The following is a 19,935-nucleotide window of genomic DNA, read 5'->3' as shown; positions in this document are numbered from 1 at the left end:
GGCGGTAAAGAACCGCCAAGTGGGAGCGAGAAGCAGAGGCGCGGCCTTGCGCATGGGGGACATAGCTCGAACTCCTTTTCAAGGTGCCTTGAGCGTAGTCCAGTCTGTCCGGATGCCAAGTGTTGTGTGTTGTACCTCAATGATTCTGGGCACTCCAGTGAATCAGTTTCCGCTGGCGTCCTGTATCCGTTGTAGCGGTGTGGTCGTTGATGGTTGTAGTAATTCGTTATGACATGGCCTGTCGTTTAACATAATATACATTATACGAACCACTAAGCTGCGAGCAGTGAACCCAGGATCACTCAGGATTCACCGCTCTCGCCCTAATCCGGGCTTCGTACAATGTGAGTTATGTTTAACGCGCGCCAAGATCCAGCAACACGCGGCCACGGCTTGGGCAGGTTTCCATGTAACGATGCGCTTCGACTACCTCATCGAAGCTGTACACCTTGTCGATCAACGGCTTGAGCAAACCGTCTGCCGTCAACTGATTTATGCCTTGCACAGCCTTGGCCACGGCCACTGCATCCTGCGGGATATTTAGCTCTTCCTTGCCGGTGAAGTTACCGATGCAATGCACGAAGAACTGAATGTTCTTCTGAAACGCTGCGCAGGCTGGGAATGGCGTTTCATTGCCGCCTTGCAGATCGAACAGAATCAGTCGGCCGCGCGGCGCGATAGCGTCACCCAGCAGGCACATCTGCGGGCCACCAAGCGCGTCCATCACCACATTCACACCACGGCCATCGGTCAGCTTGCTGACGCGGCTAACCAGATCCTGTTCCTCGGTGAGAATGATGTGATCCGCCCCCAGCTGCTTGAGAAAATCGCGGTCCTCGGCAAAGGCTGTCGCTGCAATGACAGTTGCGCCCAGAGCTTTACCCATTTGCACGATGTACGGGCCCCAGCAGCGGCTTGCGGCCGTTACCAACACGGTTTCGCCGGGCTGCAAACGCGCCAGCTCGCTGAAACCGAACCAACCGACCATCGACGGCAAATAGTGCACGGCGGCCTGTTGTGCGGTCAGATTGTCCGGATAACGCGCCAAGGAACTGCGTGGCAATACCACGTGTTCGGCGTAACAGGGATAACGGTTGGCACTGTGCCCCGGGAAGCTGGCTACCCGGTCACCCACGGCCAGATCGGTAATGCCATCGCCGATGGCCAGCACCACGCCGGCCAGTTCGTGGCCCAGACCTGCTGGCAATTGCGTTGGGGTATTGGCCAGGTTCTGTCGCCAGAGCACGTCGTACCAGCTGACGCCTACGGCCTCAACACCGACCAGCACTTCACCTGCGGCGGGCGCCGGTGCTTGACGCTCTTCGATCCTGAGGACATCGGCCTCACCAAATTCGTGGAAACGCACTATGCGGGACATCGCAAACCTCTTTGGTTGACCCATTCAGGTCGCGGCAACTGTTCAGCATTTCTGCGCGATACAGCGATGGCGACCTCTTATGGCCACGGACTTTATCCGGGCTTTGCCAGCAATTCCACCGCTCAGGGCTGATATTCACCATGCTTGTCGATGATGATGAGTCACCCACACATCATTTTGCCGTGCATATTGCCTGGCGACAGCATTCGGCATTAGCCTGATTCGCGCGCAAAAACGCAACCACTCCAGAATGGACACCGGATGAACCGTAACGATCTTCGCCGCGTCGATCTCAACCTGTTGATCGTCTTTGAAACACTGATGCATGAACGCAGCGTGACCCGTGCGGCGGAAAAGCTGTTTCTGGGCCAGCCGGCCATCAGTGCTGCCCTCGCCCGTTTGCGCAGCTTGTTCGATGACCCGCTGTTTGTACGCACGGGCCGTAGCATGGAGCCTACCGCCCGCGCCATGGAGATTGCCACCCTGCTCTCGCCGGCGCTGGATTCGATTTCCACGGCGGTCAGCCGTGCGGCCGACTTCCACCCAGCCACCAGCACCGCAGTGTTTCGCATCGGCCTGTCGGATGACGTCGAATTCGGTCTCCTGCCACCGCTGATCAAGCGCCTGCGCGCCGAAGCACCCGGCGTGGTGCTGGTGATTCGTCGCACCAATTATCTGCTGATGCCGGCCTTGCTGGCCTCTGGTGAGATTTCCGTGGGCGTTGCCTACACCGAAGAGTTGCCGGCCAACGCCAAGCGCAAGGTGCTGCGCCGTAGCAAACCGAAGCTACTGCGTGCCGATACCGCGCCAGGTGCACTGAGCCTGGATGATTTCTGCGCAAGACCGCACGCGCTGGTGTCCTTTGCGGGTGATCTGGGTGGTTTTATCGATACTGAACTGGAAAAGCTGGGGCGCAAGCGTCGCGTTGTACTCGCCCTGCCCCAGTTCAATGGCCTGGGCACCCTGCTTGCCGGCACCGATATTATTGCTACCGTACCGGACTACACCGCTGCTGCCTTGACCTCAGCAGGCGGCGTGCGCGCCGAAGAGTTGCCACTTCCGTCGCAAACCTTCGAGCTGCATATGGCTTGGCGCGGCGCCCAGGACAACGATCCGGCGGAACGCTGGTTGCGTTCGCGCATCCAGATGTTCTGCGGTGACCCGGACAGCCTGGAATAAACCCCGCCCTGCAACCAAAGTACGTTCAGGGCACCTTGTTCACATAGTTGAAATCGATAAAAGTCCCTTCATCATCATTCGCGATGATAGTCACCTTCGCAGCATTCGATTCGTTCCACGCCAGAGCACGCAGCAGACTCCGCCCCATCACAACACCCTAGGGCGGATACACACATGGAACAGTCCAATAACAACCGCTGGCATTTCCCCTTGGCCCTTGCCGCAGTGCTGGTCTTGAGTGCATGCGGTAAAGCGCCGGAAACTGCACAGCAGATGCCTGCTGCAAAAGTCAGCGTGGCAGCAGTCATCGAACAACCAATCAACGAATGGGATGAATTCACCGGGCGCCTTGAAGCGCCTGAATCGGTCGAGATCCGCCCACGGGTGTCCGGTTTCGTCGATCGCGTTGCCTTTGCCGAAGGCAGCCTGGTGAAGAAAGGCGATCTGCTGTTCCAGATTGATCCACGACCATTCCAGGCTGATGTCAAACGCCTGGAAGCTCAGCTGCAACAGGCCCGTGCCAGCCAGGCGCGCACGCAGAGTGAAGCCAATCGCGGCGAGCGCCTGCGCCAGAGCAACGCTATCTCCGCCGAGCTGGCGGATGCCCGCGCCAGCGCCGCCGCCGAAGCCAGAGCTGCGGTGGCCGGCATCCAGGCCGAACTGGATAACGCCCGTCTTAACCTGAGCTTCACCCGCGTTACCGCCCCGATTGATGGCCGCGTCAGTCGCGCGGAGATCACCGAAGGCAACCTGGTGAATGCCGGTCAGAGCCTGCTGACTACTCTGGTCAGCACCGACAAGGTGTACGCCTATTTTGATGCCGATGAGCGCGTGTTCCTCAAGTACGTCGAATTGGCGCGTCAGGCCGGCGGTCAGGCGCGCGATGCCAGCCCGGTGTACCTGGGCCTGTCCAGCGAAGATGGCCACCCGCACCTGGGTGAGCTGGATTTCCTCGACAACCAGGTCAACCCGCAGACCGGCACCATCCGTGGCCGCGCGGTGTTCGATAACCGTGATGGTCGCTTCACCCCGGGCCTGTATGCACGGCTGAAGCTGGTTGGCAGTGGTCAGTACGCCGCCGCGCTGATCAAGGATGAAGCGGTCGGCACCGACCTGGGCAAGAAGTTTGTCTTGGTGCTCGACAAGGACAATGCCGTGCAATACCGCGCCATTGAGCTGGGGCCGAAGCTGGAAGGCCTGCGCATCGTGCGCCAGGGCCTGGCCAAAGGCGAGAAGATCGTGGTCAACGGTCTGCAACGTGCCTTCCCCGGTGCAACTGTTGATCCGCAGAGCGTGCCGATGGCCGATGAAGCCACTCTCGCCCAACTGCTGCGCCTGCGCCAGTCGGTCGACGAGCGCGATGCGCCACGGGTCGCCAAACAGGACATCAACAACGGCAAGCCGCGCGGCTGACATGACGCCTGGGGTGCACTGCGCCCCCTACCCGACAACCTGATTCGTAGGGTGCGCGTGGCCGTTCGGGCCTGGCGCACCAGCGTCCGAGGACTTTCTGATGAACTTCTCGCAATTCTTTATCCAGCGGCCGATCTTCGCCGCTGTGCTATCACTGCTGATCCTGATCGGCGGGGCCATCTCACTGTTCCAGTTGCCGATCAGCGAATACCCGGAAGTCGTGCCGCCGACCGTGGTGGTGCGCGCCACCTTCCCCGGCGCCAACCCCAAGGTGATCGGTGAAACCGTCGCCTCGCCGCTGGAACAGGCAATCACTGGGGTGGAGGGCATGCTCTATATGTCTTCCCAGGGCACGGCCGACGGCAAGATGACCCTGACCCTGACCTTCGCCCTCGGCACCGACTTGGACAAAGCCCAGGTGCAGGTGCAGAACCGCGTGACGCGGACCATGCCGACCCTGCCCACCGAAGTGCAGCGTCTCGGCGTGACCGTCGACAAGGCCTCGCCCGACCTGACCATGGTGGTGCACCTGACCTCGCCGGACGACCGCTATGACATGCTCTATCTGTCCAACTACGCCGCGCTCAACGTCAAGGACGAGCTGGCGCGTCTGGATGGTGTGGGTGATGTACAGCTGTTCGGCCTGGGCAACTACTCGCTGCGCGTATGGCTCGACCCGAACAAGGTGGCCTCGCGCAATCTGACTGCCAGCGATGTGGTTAACGCCATCCGCGAACAGAACCGCCAGGTCGCGGCCGGTTCGCTCGGTGCGCCGCCCTCGGATGCCGGCAATAGCTTTCAGTTGTCGATCAACACCCAGGGCCGCCTAGTCAGCGAAGAGGAGTTCGAGAACATCATTATCCGCGCCGGTGAAAACGGTGAAATCACCCGTTTGAAAGACATCGCGCGCATTGAACTGGGCTCCAGTCAGTACGCCCTGCGTTCCTTGCTCAACAACAAACCCGCCGTTGCCATTCCAGTGTTCCAGCGCCCCGGCTCCAACGCTATCGAGATTTCCGATGCGGTGCGTGCACGCATGGCCGAACTGAAGCAGAGCTTCCCGCAGGGTGTGGATTTTGAGATCGTCTACGACCCGACCATCTTCGTGCGCGGCTCCATCGAGGCGGTGGTGCACACCCTGCTCGAAGCCATCATCCTAGTGGTGCTGGTGGTGATCCTGTTCCTGCAGACCTGGCGCGCCTCGATCATCCCGCTGGCTGCCGTGCCGGTGTCATTGATCGGCACCTTCGCCGTGATGCACATGTTCGGCTTCTCGCTCAACGCGCTGTCGCTGTTCGGCCTGGTGCTGGCCATTGGCATCGTGGTGGACGACGCCATCGTCGTGGTGGAGAACGTCGAACGTAATATCGGCCTGGGCAAAACCCCGGTAGAGGCCACCAAACAGGCGATGAAGGAAGTCACCGGCCCGATCGTCGCCACGGCCCTGGTGCTGTGCGCGGTGTTTATTCCCACGGCGTTTATTTCCGGGCTTACCGGGCAGTTCTACCAGCAGTTCGCCCTGACCATCGCCATTTCCACGGTGATCTCGGCCTTCAACTCGCTGACTCTGTCCCCTGCCCTGGCTGCCGTGCTGCTGAAAAGCCACGACGCGCCGAAGGACCGCTTCTCCAAGGTACTCGACAAGCTGTTTGGCGGCTGGTTGTTCACCCCGTTCAACCGCGTATTCGACCGCGCCAGCCATGGCTATGTCGGCACCGTAAAACGTGTACTGCGCGGCAGCGGCATCGCCCTCTTCGTCTACGCCGGCTTGATGGGCCTGACCTATCTGGGCTTTGCCACTACGCCCACAGGCTTTGTGCCGGCGCAGGACAAGCAGTACCTGGTCGCTTTCGCCCAGCTGCCGGATGCGGCGACCCTGGACCGCACCGAAGACGTGATCAAGAAGATGTCGGAAATTGCCGGTAAGCACCCCGGTGTGGAAAACACCGTGGCCTTCCCCGGCCTGTCGATCAACGGCTTCACCAACAGCCCGAACAGCGGCATCGTCTTCACCCCACTAAAGCCCTTTGATGAGCGCACGGATCCGTCGATGAGCGCCACGGCTATCGCGGCCGAGCTGAACGCGCAGTTCAGCGAGATTCAGGACGCCTATATCGCCATCTTCCCGCCACCCCCGGTGCAGGGCCTGGGCACCATCGGCGGCTTCCGCCTGCAGGTGCAGGACCGTGGCAACCTCGGCTATGACGAGTTGTACGTGCAAACCCAGAACGTCATCGCCAAGGCCCGCCAACTGCCGGAGCTGGACCCGATGTCGGTGTTCACCAGCTATCAGGTGAATGTGCCGCAGATCGATGCCGCCATCGACCGCGAGAAGGCCAAGACCCACGGCGTGGCGATCAGCGACATCTTCGATACCATGCAGATCTACCTGGGTTCGCTGTACGCCAACGACTTCAACCGTTTTGGCCGTACCTATCAGGTCAACGTGCAGGCCGAGCAGCAGTTCCGCCTGGAGCCGGAGCAGATCGGCCAGCTCAAGGTGCGCAATAATCGCGGGGAAATGGTGCCGCTGTCGGCCTTCCTCAAGGTCGATGCCAGCTCCGGGCCGGATCGGGTGATGCACTACAACGGCTTCCTCACCGCCGAAATCAACGGCGCGGCAGCGCCCGGTTACAGCTCCGGCCAGGCCGAGGCGGCAATCGCCAAGCTGCTTAAGGAAGAACTGCCCAACGGCATGAGCTTCGAGTGGACCGACCTGACCTACCAGCAGATTCTCGCCGGTAACAGCGCAATCTTCGTCTTCCCGCTCTGCGTGCTGCTGGCCTTCCTGGTGCTGGCCGCTCAGTACGAAAGCTGGAGCCTGCCGCTGGCAGTGATCCTTATCGTGCCGATGACCCTGCTGTCGGCCATCACCGGGGTGATCCTGGCGGGGGGCGACAACAACATCTTCACCCAGATCGGCTTGATCGTACTGGTGGGATTGGCCTGCAAGAACGCCATCCTCATCGTCGAATTCGCCAAGGAGAAACAGGAAGAAGGCATGGACCGCATCGCTGCGGTGCTGGAAGCCTGCCGCCTGCGTCTGCGGCCGATTCTGATGACCAGCTTCGCCTTTATCATGGGTGTGGTGCCCCTGGTACTGTCCTCCGGTGCCGGCGCAGAGATGCGTCATGCCATGGGCGTTGCGGTGTTCAGCGGCATGCTCGGTGTAACCTTCTTCGGCCTGCTGCTGACCCCGGTGTTCTATGTACTGATCCGCGCCTTTGTGGAGAAACGCGAAGCGCAGAAAGTGGCCCGTTTGCAGGAGGTGCAGGCATGAAGGCCCTTAACGCCAAGCCGCTGGCCCTCAGCCTGTTAACCCTGGCGCTGACAGCCTGCGCCGTCGGCCCGGACTACCAGGCCCCACAGACTGCAGATGCCCAGCTGAGCAGCGCGCAAAGCACTAGCTACGACCGTTCGCGCTTTGAAAGCAGCTGGTGGCAGCAGTTCGACGACCCGGTGCTCAACCAGTTGGTCGAGCAGTCACTCAAGGAAAACCGCCAGCTGCGCGTGGCCTTTGCCCGCCTGCGGGCGGCCCAGGCCATTCGTGATGACCTTGGCAACGATCAGTTGCCGACCATCACCAGCCGCGCCAGCGGTGAATTCGGCAAGGCCCAGCAACCCGGTGTCACCGAACAACGCGTGCGCAGCGAGCGTTACGACCTCGGCCTGGACATGCTTTGGGAGCTGGATCTGTTTGGCCGCATCCAGCGCCAACTGGAAGCCAGCGACGCCGAGCTGGACGTGGCCGCAGCGGATTACCAGCAACTGCAGGTCAGCCTGATCGCCGAACTGGTGGATGCCTACGGCAACCTGCGCGGCGCACAACTGCGTGAACGCATTGCCCGCGCCAACCTGAAAAACCAGCAGGAATCGCGCGCCATCACCGAGCAACTGCGTGAAGCTGGCGTCGGCAGCCAGCTGGATGTGCTGCGCAGCGACGCACGCCTGGCCGGCACCGAAGCCAGTCTGCCGCAACTGCAGGCGCAGCAGCAGCGTGCCAAGCACCGCATCGCCACCCTGCTCGGCCAGCGCCCGGAGCAACTCAGCGTGGACCTCTCGTCCCAGGATCTGCCCGCCATCGCCAAGGCCCTGCCGGTGGGCGATCCCGGTGAGTTGCTGCGTCGCCGCCCGGATATCCGCGCGGCCGAACGGCAACTGGCGGCTGCCACCGCCAATATCGGCGTGGCTACGGCGGATCTGTTTCCACGGGTGAGTCTGTCCGGCTTCCTTGGTTTTACCGCCGGGCGGGGCTCGCAGCTGGGTGCTTCACACGCGCAAGCCTGGGGCCTGGCGCCAACCATCAGCTGGGCGGCGTTTGATCTGGGCAGCGTGCGCGCGCGCCTGCGCGGGGCTGAAGCCGAAGCCGATGGCGCGCTGGCTAACTATGAACAGCAGGTGCTGCTGGCCCTGGAGGAATCGGCCAACGCCTTTAGTGACTACGGCAAACGCCAGCAGCGCCTGCTGGCCCTGCTGCGCCAATCTGACGCCAGCCGCGCCGCTGCCGAGCAAGCCCGGGTGCGCTACCGCGAAGGTGAAGTGGACTTTCTGGTACTGCTCGACGCCGAGCGTGAACGCCTGAGCGCCGAAGACGCCCAGGCCCAAGCGGAAGTCGAGCTGTATCGCGGCATCGTCGCCATCTACAAGGCCCTTGGCGGTGGGTGGCAGCCTGACGCCTGACTTGCTTAACGACTCTCCCCCAGGTTGGCTTGCCAACCCCTTCCCGCCCCACGGTAGTTGCTCCTTGCCGTGGGGCTTTTTTATGAATCAAACGGTCGCATCTCACCCGGGTAAACAAGGTGAACGCGCTCAATACCTTGTCATAGGGGCTTGCCTCGTGAATGAGCGTAGGCCGCTAAGCGCAATTGCAAACAGCAGCGCAAATCCGACATTGAGTAGCGCGTTTTGCCAGAAACCAGATAACAGCGAATAGGCTGTGTCGGGGATAAACCAGGCAAGCAATGACACAACGAACATCCACCATGCCTCTTTGTTGCCTCTACGCACGGGACCAAGTGCAAGAAACATCAGCACAGCGCCCCAGCCGAACATCACCGAACCCAGCACAGCATGTACCAGGCTGATATAGGCCAACGCATCAGGCCCGAATGTATTGAGGTGTGCCGCCGATGCGTAAACCAACAGACTGAATGCTTGCAGGGTAAAACCTGGCATGACCACCAGCACAAGCCCAAACAACATAAGCCCTGCGGTAGCAGCAACGAGTAAACGCCAGCAAAAAAGCTGAATACGATTCAAGGTTTCTCCAGATAGCTAATGCCCATACCGAGGCCGTAAACCCTGGTTTGTACCCAGGTAGTACAAGTATCAACTTACATGCTTAGCTAACCAGCCGCGCAGATACCACTGAGCCTCTTTTGCATAAACACGCTCAGCGGATGTTCAGGATAGTCACCGAATGCGCCGCAGGTCTGGAAGCCATGCTTTTGGTAAAACGCCAGCGCCTCCACTTGGTAAGGACCAGTTTCAAGTTGCAGCAACCGACAACCGCGCTTTATCGACTCAACTTCGAGCTGTAGCAGCACTTGGGCAGCTGCACCTTGTGCGCGGTTGGCTGGGCGTACAAACATACGCTTTAACTCTCCTGCTCCATTGCCAAGCACCACCGCAGCGCAAGCAATAGCTGCTCCGTCATTGCCTCTGGCGACCGCAAATAACACGTTGTCCTGCTCCAGTGTGGTCAGGTCCAGCGCGTAGCGGGCCTCGGCCGGATACAAAGTGTCCTGATATGCGTCCAATTCCGCGATAAGCGCAATAACTTCAGGCTGGTTTGGAGGCTCTAACTGCACGCGCATGCTGATATTCTCTGCGGTTTGAATTTGGTTAATCGCTGGATTTAGGTAACGGGAACTGGCGAGATGAGGCGTGTGCTACACGGCACTTTTCAAACGTTCTAATTCGTCAGGCTCTAATATTTTTGGAATAACCCGAGGCACACCTGAAGAATTGAACAGGGGAGATTTCTTGTATCGTCCGCTGATACGGTTTGCGGCCACGATCCAGATAAAGCGCACAATTATGCCAAAGAGCCCGCGTTGCTTTGGTTTCGGCTGACCCAATGCGGTTTCAGTATTTAGAACTGCGATATTGGCACCAAAGTCTTTATCCATTTTCTGGCGATCCAGGCAAGTATGGATAAGTCCAATAAATGATGTTTTACGGTTGGCCATCGTATTACCAATCGGCGTTGCACAGCATGCGGCATACCAGCGGAGCATACCGGCTTCACTGAGGCGGACTGCCGCCAGAAACTCTTCGCCTTGGCAGAAGCGCAGATGCTGCTGAGCTACTTGAACAATCTCGGTTCCGCCTTGGTTATCCAGTACAAAAGGTGCTTTGCCAAGAAAATGTGCAAATGCTCGGCAATCCGGGCAATAGCAGATAAGACGATTGTAAATACCAATGCTGTCGACCTGCCCTCTAACAGCACCGCATTGACATTGAATTGGATGCATAAGTATCACCACTCCTTGGCTGAGTCACAGGCCATTAGTCATTACTGATGGATCGTTCATGCTCTTGTCGTAAGTATGTCCAACTCGCAGCACTTCCCTTCGTGCTCTGAATATATCATGACCATTTAAAGCTTGACTAAATTACCTTTATACAACCCCGACTGGGTCTTATTCTTTAAAGGCAAAAATCACAAGCCCCCACAAACCGAGAGTGGCAAGAAAATTTATAGTGAACACCAAGCCGCGAATTCGTACGTTTGTGGTGAATATCTGTACACAGCTATGAGCTACACGACCCAAAATGAAAATCCACGCCAACCCGGCTGCAACAGCCGAGTCTGATTGGTTTTGAATTAATAAAATGCACGCAGCATAGAAAAATACGGGCCATTCAAACTGATTTGAAAGGTTCGCACTAATGCGTGGCTCTACAGCTGCCCAAGGGTTAGTTCCATCTGGTTTTTTACCTATTCCCTACACCTTGGGTGCACGTGCGATAGTGAGTAGCACGTAAAGAAAAGACGCGAGTGCGATGTGAGTTGCCATAGGCAGTATGAGTGGATTCAATTTATGAGCCTCTCCGGCAATACGACTAAAAATAAACAATCCAACTGTTTACTGGTGCTTTTTTTGCAGCAAGTCAAGATCATTTCGCACAATCCGCCGACTTAAAAGACTCATATGGCTAGTGAGAATAGCGACATATCCTGAATGCGGCAGAACCTACGTCTTTGCCGCCTTACTGTCTAGCCGTCCTCAAACAATTCTTCAGTAGCGCCAGCTCAACGCCAAACCTCAGTTTCGCCAAGCGCTCGGCCCTTAAAAGGTGTACCTGCCTGGCGACGCGCTGAGGCTGAGCAGTCATAGCCTGATAACGCTCTGCCACGCTGGTTTTGTGCTAGATATTTAGCTGATGGCGTTAGCCATTTTTAGAAGAGCAAAAACAATAATGGCAATGGACGGTACCCACACATGAATACAGAGCAGCACATAGCCCAGCCTAAGTCCGCCCATTGGCGCTTTAAGTTAGGTATCGCGATTATCTGTTTGATTCCGCTTTTGTGGCTTCTGGTGCCACTGGCAGCGGCAGCGGATGTGCCAGGATCCAAGGTAGCTGCGCTTTCGGGGGCGCTGTTTATCCTCAACAAGATTCTCTTGCTGCTGGTTATCGCCATCATGGGCAAGGCGGGTTTCCAGGAGCTGAAGCAGCATATCTACGGCTATATGTCTTCGATGGTGCCGAGCACTGAGGATGAGATCAGCCCGATGCGCCATCGCATTGGCTTGGTGATGTTCTGCCTGCCGTTGATTTCATCCTTTCTTGAGCCTTATATCGATGCTATCGCGCCCGGTCTGCGCCCCAATAGCTGGGCGTTGCAGATGCTTGGCGATGCGTTGCTGATTGGCAGCTTCTTCGTTCTGGGCGGCAATTTCTGGGAGAAGCTGCGCGCGCTGTTTATTCGCAGCGCGCGGGTTAGCAGCCCCGACGCTGCATGATCGACCCCGCACTACCGAGCCAACCTTGGCGCTTGCTCCATTTGTCTTACGGGAACCCTTATGTCTGATGCATTAGAAAAGCCTGACAGCCCTCCACCGGCCGATACGCCGGTTACCGCCGAAAACTCCGCACCGCCAACCAACCCGCTGCGACGTATTGCGTTGATCGTGGTGTCAGTTGCCGCCACGCTCTTTGTGCTGTCCATCCTGATGGAGCGCAGCACCCCTTCTACCTCGCAGGCGGTGGTACAGGGTTATGTGGTGCAGATGGCTTCCGAAGTGAGTGGCCGTGTGGTGGAAATTGCGGTGCTCGACAATGCTCGGGTGGAGGCTGGGCAGTTGCTGTTTCGCATTGATCCACAGCCTTACAAAATCGCCATTGCCGAAGCCGAGGCGCGCCTTGAGCAAACGGGCCAGTCGTTGGGGGCCAACACCGCATCGGTGGACGCGGCCCAGGCTCAGGTCGTGTCTGCCCGCGCTCAACGCGACAATGTGCGTGAACAAACGCGCCGGGTGATGCAGTTGGTTGAGCGCGGCGTCTATGCGCGGGCGCGCCTGGATGAAGCCACCGCGTCGCTGAATACCGCAGAGGCTGCAGTGGCCAAGGCACAGGCCGATTTGCAGCGTGCACGTCAGGAGCTGGGCCCCACAGGTACGGATAATCCTCAGTTCAAGCAGGCCCTCGCGCAATTGGAGAAGGCTCGGCTTGATCTGGTACGTACGGAGATTAGGGCACCCGCAGATGGTGTGATCACCAATCTGCAGCTCGCTGTTGGCCAGGTGGTCAACGCCGGCCAGCCCGCGCTGACCTTCATCGACGCCGGCACAGTATGGGTTTCCGCTGCCTTTAAAGAAAACAGCCTGGAGCATGTGCAAGCCGATGATACGGCCGAGCTGGTCTTCGATGTGTTGCCAGGGCGCGTGTTCAATGCGCGGGTCGAGAGCGTCGGCTGGGGCGTTGCAACGGAGGGCAGCAGCTCTTCTGCCCTGCCCTCGGTACGCAACCAGAGCGGTTGGGTACGTGACCCGCAACGCTTCCCCGTGCGCCTAGTGGTGATGGAACCTTACCCGAAAGGCCTGCGCTATGGCTCACAGGTTACGGTGGTGATTTACACCGGCGATAACCCGCTGGCGAACATGTTTGGCGTAATCACCGCGCGGCTTGTGGCGCTACTGACCTATGTCAGCTGAGGCCTTGGCAGGGCCCTCCCCGTCAATCGATCTGGCGCGTGCCAAGCGACAGGGCTTGCGTGTGGTCTTGGCCGTAACGGTGGGATTTAGCCTGAGCTTGATCCACGGCAGTGTGCTGCCCTTTCTCGCGCCGTTATTTGCCACTCAGTTTCTTCTGGCCAGCTACAACCCTCCCGGTTTACGTCAGGGCCTGGGTACTGTGTTGCTGATCTTGATGGTTGGCGCGCTGCTGATCTTCCTCACCGGCTTGCTCGGTGACCGGCCGCTGGTACTGCTGCCATTGCTCTGGCTGTGCTACTTCAGCTGCTTTTTCGCCCAGGGGCGCCAGGTAGGCGGCGCGGGACCGGCGTTGATGCTGGTGATCGCGATTGTGGTGCCGCTGCTCGACATCCTCCAACGCGACCTCGGTGAGTCGATTGTGCTGATTCTGGCCAAGGCAGTCAGCCTCGCTCTGCTACTTACCTGGGGCGCTCACGCGGCATTCCCCGATGTGGGCCAAACACAGGTAAACCCTGCAGCTGTGTCGCGCCCTGAACTGGAACGCGTAACGCGCCAGGCCATGGTCAGTGGCGTCATTCTGCTGAGCATGGTGACGCTGTGCCTGATCGACTCACGCTTGGCTACGGCGATGGTCATACCAATTACTGTCGCCTCGCTGCTCAGCCAGTTCGAACTGGGGATGAGCACCCGAACTGCTGCCGCACTGATCGTGATCAACCTGCTTGGCGGGGTTGCTGCATCCCTGGCATTTACCGTGGTCGAACTGCGGCCCAGTCTGCTGTGGGTCATCCTCAGCCTGCTGCTGGTCAGTCTGCTGTTTGCCGGCCGGGCCGTATTGGGTGCAGTGACGGGCAAAGTGTTTGGCGGCGGGCTGACGACCTTTCTGATTCTCTTTGGCCTTGGCGTTTCGCCATTGCCCGGCGAGACACCAGAGCTGTTCTCCACGCGAATTGCCTATGTGCTGTTCGCGGTTGTGTATGCCTTGTGCATGGCCAGCCTGTTATGGCCCCAGCCACGCAATACCAATTGCTAGTTGCTGTACTGCTGCTGTCAGGTGTCGCCTATACGTATGCTCTGTAGCGACGGCCTACTGCGGCTGTCTGTCGGCGGCACCGACGCGTGGTGTACTGATCCTCAAATTTTAACGGGCTCTTGGACTCCGCCTCTTAGGCAGCAACCGAGCGGGTAACCACCAGCAAATTCACACAGAGCCCATTGCCCGTGTTTACAAATTCAAGCTCGCAACCACAGCGTTCAGCAATTGCTTTAACGATAGACAGCCCAAGGCCGCTGCCCTCGCCGGTGGAATTGCGCCAGAAGCGTTCGGTCAACTGAGCGAGCTTGTCCGGGGCAACTCCAGGCCCGGAGTCGCGCACGCTGAAGCAGACCTTATCGCCGCGCAGTTGCACGCTCAAACTGACGACAGTACCGAGCGGGGTGTGGCGCTGGGCGTTGTCCAGCAGGTTGCGCAAGGCGGCAATCGCCAGAGTTGGCGGCATCGCCAAAAGGCGCTGCGCACTGGCATCGAGTAGCTGCAGTTCGATGGGCGGCTGGCCCGACTGCTGGGCGTCACCGATAGCCAACTGCACCACTTGCTCGGCGCTGTACTGCAGGTTCTCGTCAAACGGCAGCCGCCCCTCGACCCGAGCCAGCAACAGCAACTGCTCCAGGGTCTGGTGCAGGCGGTCGGCGCCGGCTTCGGCGTTGGCCAGTGCCTGGCGGGCGGTTTCGCCTTCGGTCATGCCGGCCACCTGCAGGTGGGTTTTGATCGCGGTCAGTGGGCTACGCAGTTCATGGGCAGCATCGTCGGTTAGCCGGCGCTCGCGTTCGATGGCCTGGGCGATACGTTGAAACAGCTGATTCTGGGTTGCCACCAGCGGTTGCAGCTCTTGCGGCAGACCTTCGATTTGCAGAGGCTCGATGCAGTCGGCACGACGCTGGGCCAGCGCTTGGCGGATGCGCTGCAGAGGCGACAACTCACGGCTGAGGCCAAACCAGAGCACCAGCAGGCTGCCAACCAAGGCCACCAGTACTGGAGCGGCGGCGGCCAGCAGAATGGAGCGTTTGAGCGTGTCGCGCTCATCCAGGCGGTCTGCCGTGGTTACGCGCATATCGCCTTCCACCAGGGTGAAGGTGCGCCAGGTGAGATCACCAATGGTGCGCTCATGGAAACCGCCTCCTACCGCGCCCAACGAGCTGTCCGGTGCGGCGCGGCTGCTGGCGAGGATCTCGCCACGTACCGAGCTGATCTGGCAGGCGATGCCTTCGGGAATGCCTAGCTGCTCGGTGCTGAGTGGTGTACCGCCCTCCCCCTGCTGCGGTGGCGGCAGCTGGGCGAGCAATCCCGCAACCATGCGCGCGGAAGACGCCAAGCGCTGATCGAGTGAAAGGGTCAACTGATTACGCAGATCGAACAGCATCCACACAGCGGCCAGCGACCAGAGCAGCACAAAGGCGGAACCGAGGATAAGGGTCAGGCGTAGACGCAAACTCATGAACTGTTGCTCTCGTCAGAAGTGGTTGCATGCCCGGCTGGCCCCAAGCGGTAGCCCAGGCCGCGTACCGTCTCGACAATACCGTTGCCCAGCTTGCGGCGCAGGTGGTGGATATGCACGTTGAGCGCGTTGCTCTCGACCTCACCGTCGAGGCCGTAGACCGCATCCTTCAGCTGTTCGCCGCTGAGCACTCGGCCTGGGCTCTGCAACAGCGCCTGCAGCAGCACTTGCTCACGGCGCGACAGGTCGACCGGTTGCTCGTGCAAAAACGCCTGGCAGGCCACTGGGTCGAAACGCAGCGGGCCGTGCTCGACCTGCGGGCTGGCGCGTCCGGCGGCGCGACGCAACAAAGCATGCAGGCGTGCGGCGAGTTCACGCAGGTCGAAGGGTTTGACCAAGTAATCGTCGGCGCCGTCCTGCAGCCCAGACACGCGGTCGGCGACTGAGTCGCGCGCGGTCAGCAGCAACACAGGCAGCGCCACACCGCGCTGGCGCAGGCGGCGCAGCAGGCTTAAACCGTCTTCGTCCGGCAGGCCCAGGTCCAGCACCAGTGCGTCGAACTCCACCGTGCGCAGCAGCGCCTCCGCATCGGCCGCAGTCGCGGCGTGCATCACGCGAAAGCCCTGGGCGGTAAGCCCGGCCACCACGCCGCTGGCAATCAGGGCGTTATCTTCAGTCAGCAATATGTACATGGAACCGATCCGTGGAGGAGTTTGAAGTATCCATTGTCAGGATTAAGCCGAGGTTATGCGAAGCGAGAAATGATAACCGGCGACTGCAATTTGCGCCGATTATCACATCGTTAATCCTGACTTAACCGCCAACTGCGATGCTCTGCGCCTCGACATTCACAGACGTGGTTATGCATGCGGACGTTACTACTGTTCTCTCTGATGTGGGCCTGGCTACTGCAGCCGGTACAGGCCTCCAGCTTTTCAACCAGCCCATTGCTGACGGGTAACAGCCCGCAGGCGGACTTCCTCCCTGCCGAGCAGGCGTTCGAACTTAGCGTCGAGCCGCAGGCTAATGGTGAAACCCTGCTGCGCTGGGATATCGCTCCCGGCTACTACCTCTACCAGCACCGCCTGCAATTCAACGGTCTACCCGCCGGGGTTAAGCCCGAGCTGCCGCCTGGGCTGCCGTATAGCGATGAGTTTTTCGGCGACTCGCAAATCTATCGTGAGCGCCTTGAGCTGATTCTGCCTGCCGGCAACACCGGCAGCATTCAGATTGGCTGGCAAGGCTGCGCCGATGCAGGGCTTTGTTACCCACCGCAGACCCAGCAGATTGATCTGTCCGGTAATGGCGCATTGAGCGAACCGGGCACATCCCTGGCTGAAGACCAGGCTCTGGTGGGCGGCCTGCAGAACCAGACGCTGGCCTTGAGCCTGCTGGTGTTCTTCGGCTTGGGCCTGTTGCTGGCCTTTGCGCCCTGCTCCTTGCCGATGCTGCCGATTCTCGCCGGTATTGTGGTTGGCAGCGGTGCCTCGCCGCGTCGCGGTTTGGCACTGGCCTCGGCCTACGTGGTGAGCATGGCGCTGGTGTATGCCGCGCTGGGCGTGGTCGCTGCACTGATGGGCGCCAACCTGCAAGGCCTGCTGCAGCAGCCCTGGTTGCTGGCCAGCTTTGCCGCGCTGTTCGTGCTGCTGGCCTTGCCGATGTTCGGCCTGTTCGAGTTGCAGCTGCCGGCAGCCCTGCGTGACCGCCTGGAAAACGCCGGCCGCAAGCAGCAAGGTGGCAGCCTGATGGGTGCCAGCATGCTCGGCCTGTTCTCCGGCCTGCTGGTCGGCCCGTGCATGACCGCGCCGCTGGCCGCCGCCCTGCTGTATATCGCGCAGAGTGGCGACGCGCTGCACGGTGGTCTGGTGCTGTTTGCTCTGGGCCTGGGTATCGGTACGCCGCTGGTGTTGCTGGTCACCTTGGGTAACCGCTTCCTGCCCAAGCCGGGCGCTTGGATGGACCGGGTCAAGGTGGTGTTTGGTTTCCTGTTCCTGGTGACTGCGTTGCTGGTGATCCGCCCGCTGCTGGACGAGTCGGTCTGGTTGGGCCTGTGGGGTGCCTTGCTAATTCTGCTGGCCAGTGCCCTGCTGCAACTGGCACGTCAGGTGCAGCAACACACCAGCCTGAGCAAGGCCGCTGGCGCGCTGCTGGGTCTCTGGGGCATGGCGATGCTGTTGGGTGCCGCCGGCGGTGCCAGCGATCCGCTGCAGCCGCTCAAGATCTTCACCGGCACCGCCGTTGCCGCCGCCCCGAGCGAGCAACACTTTATCGACCTAAACGAGCCGACCGCGCTGGAGCGCGAGCTGGCCGCCGCCAAGGCTGAGGGCCAGTGGGTACTGGTGGATTACTACGCGGACTGGTGTGTGTCGTGCAAAGTCATGGAGAAAACCGTGTTCGGCAACCCCGAGGTGCAGGCCAGCCTGCAGGGCGTGCGCGTGCTGCGCCCCGACGTGACCGAGAGCAACGCGGCAAGCCGCGCGCTACTCAGCCGCTTTGACGTCATGGGCCCGCCCACCCTGCTGTGGATCGGCCCGAATGGTGAGGAGCGCCGCTCACAGCGCATCACCGGCGCGGTGGATGCCGAGCAGTTTCTGCAGATATGGACGACTACCAAGGAGCGTGGTTGATGTTAACGATCAATATCGGACCGCTGGCACTCAGCACCGCCCATGTACTGTTGCTGCTCAGCCTGCTGCTGGCGACTTTTACCGGCTGGTACGTCGGTCGGCGCAGCGCGGTAAACCCCGAGAAACAGCTGTTTCGCCTGTTGCTGGTGGCCATGCTGGTCGCCCGAGTGGCGTTCGTGGCGGTGTATTTCGAGCATTACCGCGAGCAGCCCTGGCAGATGCTGGATATCCGTGACGGCGGCTTTATCGCCTGGCCTGGTTTGCTGGCCGCCCTGCTGCTGGGTGCCTGGCAGGCCTGGCGCAGGCCGGCCATCAGAAACGCACTGGCCAGCGCACTAGCCGTCGGTGTGCTGAGCTGGGGCCTGGGCAGCCTGACCCTGCACGGCCTGGAGCAAGGCACGCGCCTGCCAGAGCTTTCATTCCGCGACAGCAAGGGTGCCACGGTGGCGCTGGAGGACTATGCCGGCAAACCATTGGTGGTCAACCTCTGGGCCACCTGGTGCCCACCGTGCCGCCGCGAAATGCCGGTACTGGCCGAAGCACAGCGCAACCATCCTGAGCTGACCATCCTCTTCGTCAACCAGGGCGAAGGCCAGGGTGTGGTCAACCAGTACCTAGCGGCAGAAGCCCTGGGGCTGGACAACGTCCTGCTAGACAGCGGCGGCCGCCTCGGCCAACACGTCGGCTCCATGGCCCTGCCCAGCACCCTGTTCTACGACGCCGAAGGTCGCCAGGTCGGCAGCCACCTGGGTGAGCTATCCCGCGCCAGCCTGGCTCGCGCGCTTGAAGTATTTAACAAGGAACAGTAACCGTGAAAAAACTGCTCAATCTCCCCGTCATGCTTTCAGCATTAACCCTGCTGACCGTGCCCTTGTTGCACGCCGAAGAGTGGCCCGAGCCGATCAAAGTCGTCGAAGCACGCGGCGCCGAAATCATCCAGCGCTTCGATGCCCCGAGCGGCTTGCAAGGCTATGCCGCCCGCTACAACGGCCAGGGCGTCGCCCTTTATCTGACGGAGGATGGCCAGCACGTAGTGGTCGGCAGCCTGCTCAATGCCCAGGGTGAAGACCTCTCGCAGCAGCCGCTAGACAAGCTGGTGTACGAACCGCTGGCCAAGGAAATGCTCCGCAAGCTGGAGCGCAGCACCTGGATCGCCGATGGCAGCGCCAAGGCGCCGCGCATCCTCTATATGTTCTCCGACCCCAATTGCCCCTACTGCAACATGTTCTGGAAACAGGCGCGGCCCTGGGTCGAAGCCGGTGATGTGCAGATTCGCCACGTGATGGTCGGCATGTTGCGCCAGGACAGCGTCGAGAAGGCCGCTGCCCTGCTCAATGCCAAAGATCAGCAGGCGGCGCTGCATGAGCATGAGTCCGCCGGCAAAGCCAGCAAGCTGAAAGGTTTGAAGAAGATTCCAGTGACGATCCAGCAGCAGCTCGATAACAACCTTGGCCTGATGGCGGAGATGGGCGTAGCGGCTACGCCGGCGATTTTCTACCCGGACGAAAGCGGTCAGCTGCGCCAGCAGCGGGGGGCGCCAAGTCCCGATGTCCTCAAACAGATCATGGGGCCGCGCTCCTGATCGCAACATCGCACGCTGAGCGGTTTCGGTCGATAATCCGAGCCCCAGGCGCGTGGCAATAGATTGCTCACACCTTAGTCAGACCGACTGACTTAAT

General features: G+C 60.2%; 17 protein-coding genes. 10 read left to right on the top strand and 7 right to left on the bottom strand.

The window, feature by feature from the left end:
* Positions 1-355: 355 nt before the first annotated feature.
* Entirely contained in the window at positions 356-1,378 is a 1,023-nt protein-coding gene (locus ACIN8IBEIGE_RS08560; RefSeq protein ID WP_160014271.1) for a zinc-dependent alcohol dehydrogenase family protein, read from the bottom strand.
* 261 nt (positions 1,379-1,639) lie between these two features.
* Here ACIN8IBEIGE_RS08560 and ACIN8IBEIGE_RS08555 point away from each other — a divergent pair, with 261 nt between their 5' ends.
* The 4 genes from ACIN8IBEIGE_RS08555 (at position 1,640) to ACIN8IBEIGE_RS08540 (ending at position 8,650) form a co-directional block, all read left to right on the top strand.
* On the top strand, positions 1,640-2,557 hold the full coding sequence (locus ACIN8IBEIGE_RS08555) for a LysR family transcriptional regulator (protein WP_160014270.1): 918 nt from the start codon (positions 1,640-1,642) through the stop codon (positions 2,555-2,557).
* A 174-nt stretch (positions 2,558-2,731) separates the two neighbouring features.
* Positions 2,732-3,970, top strand: coding sequence for a multidrug efflux RND transporter periplasmic adaptor subunit MexE (gene mexE, locus ACIN8IBEIGE_RS08550; protein ID WP_160014269.1), 1,239 nt, complete (start codon positions 2,732-2,734; stop codon positions 3,968-3,970).
* 100 nt (positions 3,971-4,070) lie between these two features.
* Complete coding sequence (locus tag ACIN8IBEIGE_RS08545) at positions 4,071-7,250, top strand: efflux RND transporter permease subunit (protein ID WP_160014268.1); 3,180 nt, start codon at positions 4,071-4,073, stop codon at positions 7,248-7,250.
* Entirely contained in the window at positions 7,247-8,650 is a 1,404-nt protein-coding gene (locus ACIN8IBEIGE_RS08540; RefSeq protein WP_160014267.1) for an efflux transporter outer membrane subunit, read from the top strand. Before ACIN8IBEIGE_RS08545 ends, ACIN8IBEIGE_RS08540 begins: the two co-directional genes overlap by 4 nt.
* A gap of 129 nt (positions 8,651-8,779) precedes the next feature.
* Here ACIN8IBEIGE_RS08540 and ACIN8IBEIGE_RS08535 read toward each other — a convergent pair whose 3' ends face one another.
* The 4 genes from ACIN8IBEIGE_RS08535 to ACIN8IBEIGE_RS21135 form a co-directional block, all read right to left on the bottom strand.
* Positions 8,780-9,229: a hypothetical protein gene (locus ACIN8IBEIGE_RS08535; protein WP_160014266.1), complete on the bottom strand. Its 450-nt coding sequence runs from the start codon at positions 9,227-9,229 to the stop codon at positions 8,780-8,782.
* A gap of 86 nt (positions 9,230-9,315) precedes the next feature.
* Positions 9,316-9,786 carry a GNAT family N-acetyltransferase gene (locus tag ACIN8IBEIGE_RS08530; RefSeq protein WP_160014265.1) on the bottom strand — a complete coding sequence of 157 codons (471 nt, stop codon included), beginning with the start codon at positions 9,784-9,786 and terminating at the stop codon, positions 9,316-9,318.
* A gap of 75 nt (positions 9,787-9,861) precedes the next feature.
* A complete protein-coding gene (locus ACIN8IBEIGE_RS08525; protein ID WP_218579701.1) occupies positions 9,862-10,446 on the bottom strand; it encodes a DUF6151 family protein in 585 nt (194 codons plus the stop codon).
* A gap of 168 nt (positions 10,447-10,614) precedes the next feature.
* Positions 10,615-10,866 carry an MAPEG family protein gene (locus tag ACIN8IBEIGE_RS21135; protein ID WP_372240006.1) on the bottom strand — a complete coding sequence of 84 codons (252 nt, stop codon included), beginning with the start codon at positions 10,864-10,866 and terminating at the stop codon, positions 10,615-10,617.
* Positions 10,867-11,418: 552 nt separating this feature from the next.
* Here ACIN8IBEIGE_RS21135 and ACIN8IBEIGE_RS08515 point away from each other — a divergent pair.
* The 3 genes from ACIN8IBEIGE_RS08515 (at position 11,419) to ACIN8IBEIGE_RS08505 (ending at position 14,167) form a co-directional block, all read left to right on the top strand.
* Positions 11,419-11,943 carry a transporter suffix domain-containing protein gene (locus ACIN8IBEIGE_RS08515; protein WP_160014263.1) on the top strand — a complete coding sequence of 175 codons (525 nt, stop codon included), beginning with the start codon at positions 11,419-11,421 and terminating at the stop codon, positions 11,941-11,943.
* Between the two features lie 60 nt (positions 11,944-12,003).
* Positions 12,004-13,134 (top strand): HlyD family secretion protein, encoded by a 1,131-nt coding sequence (locus ACIN8IBEIGE_RS08510; protein ID WP_160014262.1) that lies wholly within the window; start codon positions 12,004-12,006, stop codon positions 13,132-13,134.
* A gap of 61 nt (positions 13,135-13,195) precedes the next feature.
* A complete protein-coding gene (locus ACIN8IBEIGE_RS08505; RefSeq protein ID WP_256665275.1) occupies positions 13,196-14,167 on the top strand; it encodes an FUSC family protein in 972 nt (323 codons plus the stop codon).
* A 133-nt stretch (positions 14,168-14,300) separates the two neighbouring features.
* Here the strand turns inward: ACIN8IBEIGE_RS08505 and ACIN8IBEIGE_RS08500 are convergent, their stop codons facing one another.
* Positions 14,301-15,629 carry a sensor histidine kinase gene (locus ACIN8IBEIGE_RS08500; protein ID WP_160014260.1) on the bottom strand — a complete coding sequence of 443 codons (1,329 nt, stop codon included), beginning with the start codon at positions 15,627-15,629 and terminating at the stop codon, positions 14,301-14,303.
* A complete protein-coding gene (locus tag ACIN8IBEIGE_RS08495; RefSeq protein ID WP_160014259.1) occupies positions 15,626-16,321 on the bottom strand; it encodes a response regulator transcription factor in 696 nt (231 codons plus the stop codon). Before ACIN8IBEIGE_RS08495 ends, ACIN8IBEIGE_RS08500 begins: the two co-directional genes overlap by 4 nt.
* Positions 16,322-16,495: 174 nt before the next feature.
* On the opposite strand from ACIN8IBEIGE_RS08495, the gene dsbD reads away from it, so the two are divergent.
* From dsbD to dsbG, 3 genes are read left to right on the top strand one after another with little or no spacing between them, the layout of a single operon-like run.
* The gene (dsbD, locus tag ACIN8IBEIGE_RS08490) at positions 16,496-18,256 is read left to right on the top strand and encodes a protein-disulfide reductase DsbD (RefSeq protein ID WP_160014258.1); all 1,761 of its coding nucleotides are present in this window, start codon (positions 16,496-16,498) and stop codon (positions 18,254-18,256) included.
* Positions 18,256-19,065 (top strand): TlpA disulfide reductase family protein, encoded by an 810-nt coding sequence (locus ACIN8IBEIGE_RS08485; protein WP_160014257.1) that lies wholly within the window; start codon positions 18,256-18,258, stop codon positions 19,063-19,065. The genes dsbD and ACIN8IBEIGE_RS08485 overlap by 1 nt, the downstream gene beginning before the upstream one ends.
* Positions 19,066-19,094: 29 nt before the next feature.
* The gene (gene dsbG, locus ACIN8IBEIGE_RS08480) at positions 19,095-19,838 is read left to right on the top strand and encodes a thiol:disulfide interchange protein DsbG (protein ID WP_160016344.1); all 744 of its coding nucleotides are present in this window, start codon (positions 19,095-19,097) and stop codon (positions 19,836-19,838) included.
* Positions 19,839-19,935 lie beyond the last annotated feature (97 nt).

The organism is Pseudomonas sp. 8BK, from assembly GCF_902506475.1.
Classification (GTDB): domain Bacteria; phylum Pseudomonadota; class Gammaproteobacteria; order Pseudomonadales; family Pseudomonadaceae; genus Aquipseudomonas; species Aquipseudomonas anguilliseptica.
Note: the sequence above shows the minus strand (reverse complement) of the source record. Positions and strands in the feature narration are given on the sequence as shown.

Coding starts and splice junctions, on each gene's coding strand:
- ACIN8IBEIGE_RS08495 (WP_160014259.1), bottom strand. CDS start 16,321: ATGTACATATTGCTGACTGAAGATAACGCCCTGATTGCCAGCGGCGTG.
- ACIN8IBEIGE_RS08555 (WP_160014270.1), top strand. CDS start 1,640: ATGAACCGTAACGATCTTCGCCGCGTCGATCTCAACCTGTTGATCGTC.
- ACIN8IBEIGE_RS08530 (WP_160014265.1), bottom strand. CDS start 9,786: ATGCGCGTGCAGTTAGAGCCTCCAAACCAGCCTGAAGTTATTGCGCTT.
- ACIN8IBEIGE_RS08540 (WP_160014267.1), top strand. CDS start 7,247: ATGAAGGCCCTTAACGCCAAGCCGCTGGCCCTCAGCCTGTTAACCCTG.
- dsbD (WP_160014258.1), top strand. CDS start 16,496: ATGCGGACGTTACTACTGTTCTCTCTGATGTGGGCCTGGCTACTGCAG.
- ACIN8IBEIGE_RS08515 (WP_160014263.1), top strand. CDS start 11,419: ATGAATACAGAGCAGCACATAGCCCAGCCTAAGTCCGCCCATTGGCGC.
- ACIN8IBEIGE_RS08485 (WP_160014257.1), top strand. CDS start 18,256: ATGTTAACGATCAATATCGGACCGCTGGCACTCAGCACCGCCCATGTA.
- dsbG (WP_160016344.1), top strand. CDS start 19,095: ATGCTTTCAGCATTAACCCTGCTGACCGTGCCCTTGTTGCACGCCGAA.
- ACIN8IBEIGE_RS08560 (WP_160014271.1), bottom strand. CDS start 1,378: ATGTCCCGCATAGTGCGTTTCCACGAATTTGGTGAGGCCGATGTCCTC.
- ACIN8IBEIGE_RS08545 (WP_160014268.1), top strand. CDS start 4,071: ATGAACTTCTCGCAATTCTTTATCCAGCGGCCGATCTTCGCCGCTGTG.
- ACIN8IBEIGE_RS08500 (WP_160014260.1), bottom strand. CDS start 15,629: ATGAGTTTGCGTCTACGCCTGACCCTTATCCTCGGTTCCGCCTTTGTG.
- mexE (WP_160014269.1), top strand. CDS start 2,732: ATGGAACAGTCCAATAACAACCGCTGGCATTTCCCCTTGGCCCTTGCC.
- ACIN8IBEIGE_RS08525 (WP_218579701.1), bottom strand. CDS start 10,446: ATGCATCCAATTCAATGTCAATGCGGTGCTGTTAGAGGGCAGGTCGAC.
- ACIN8IBEIGE_RS08510 (WP_160014262.1), top strand. CDS start 12,004: ATGTCTGATGCATTAGAAAAGCCTGACAGCCCTCCACCGGCCGATACG.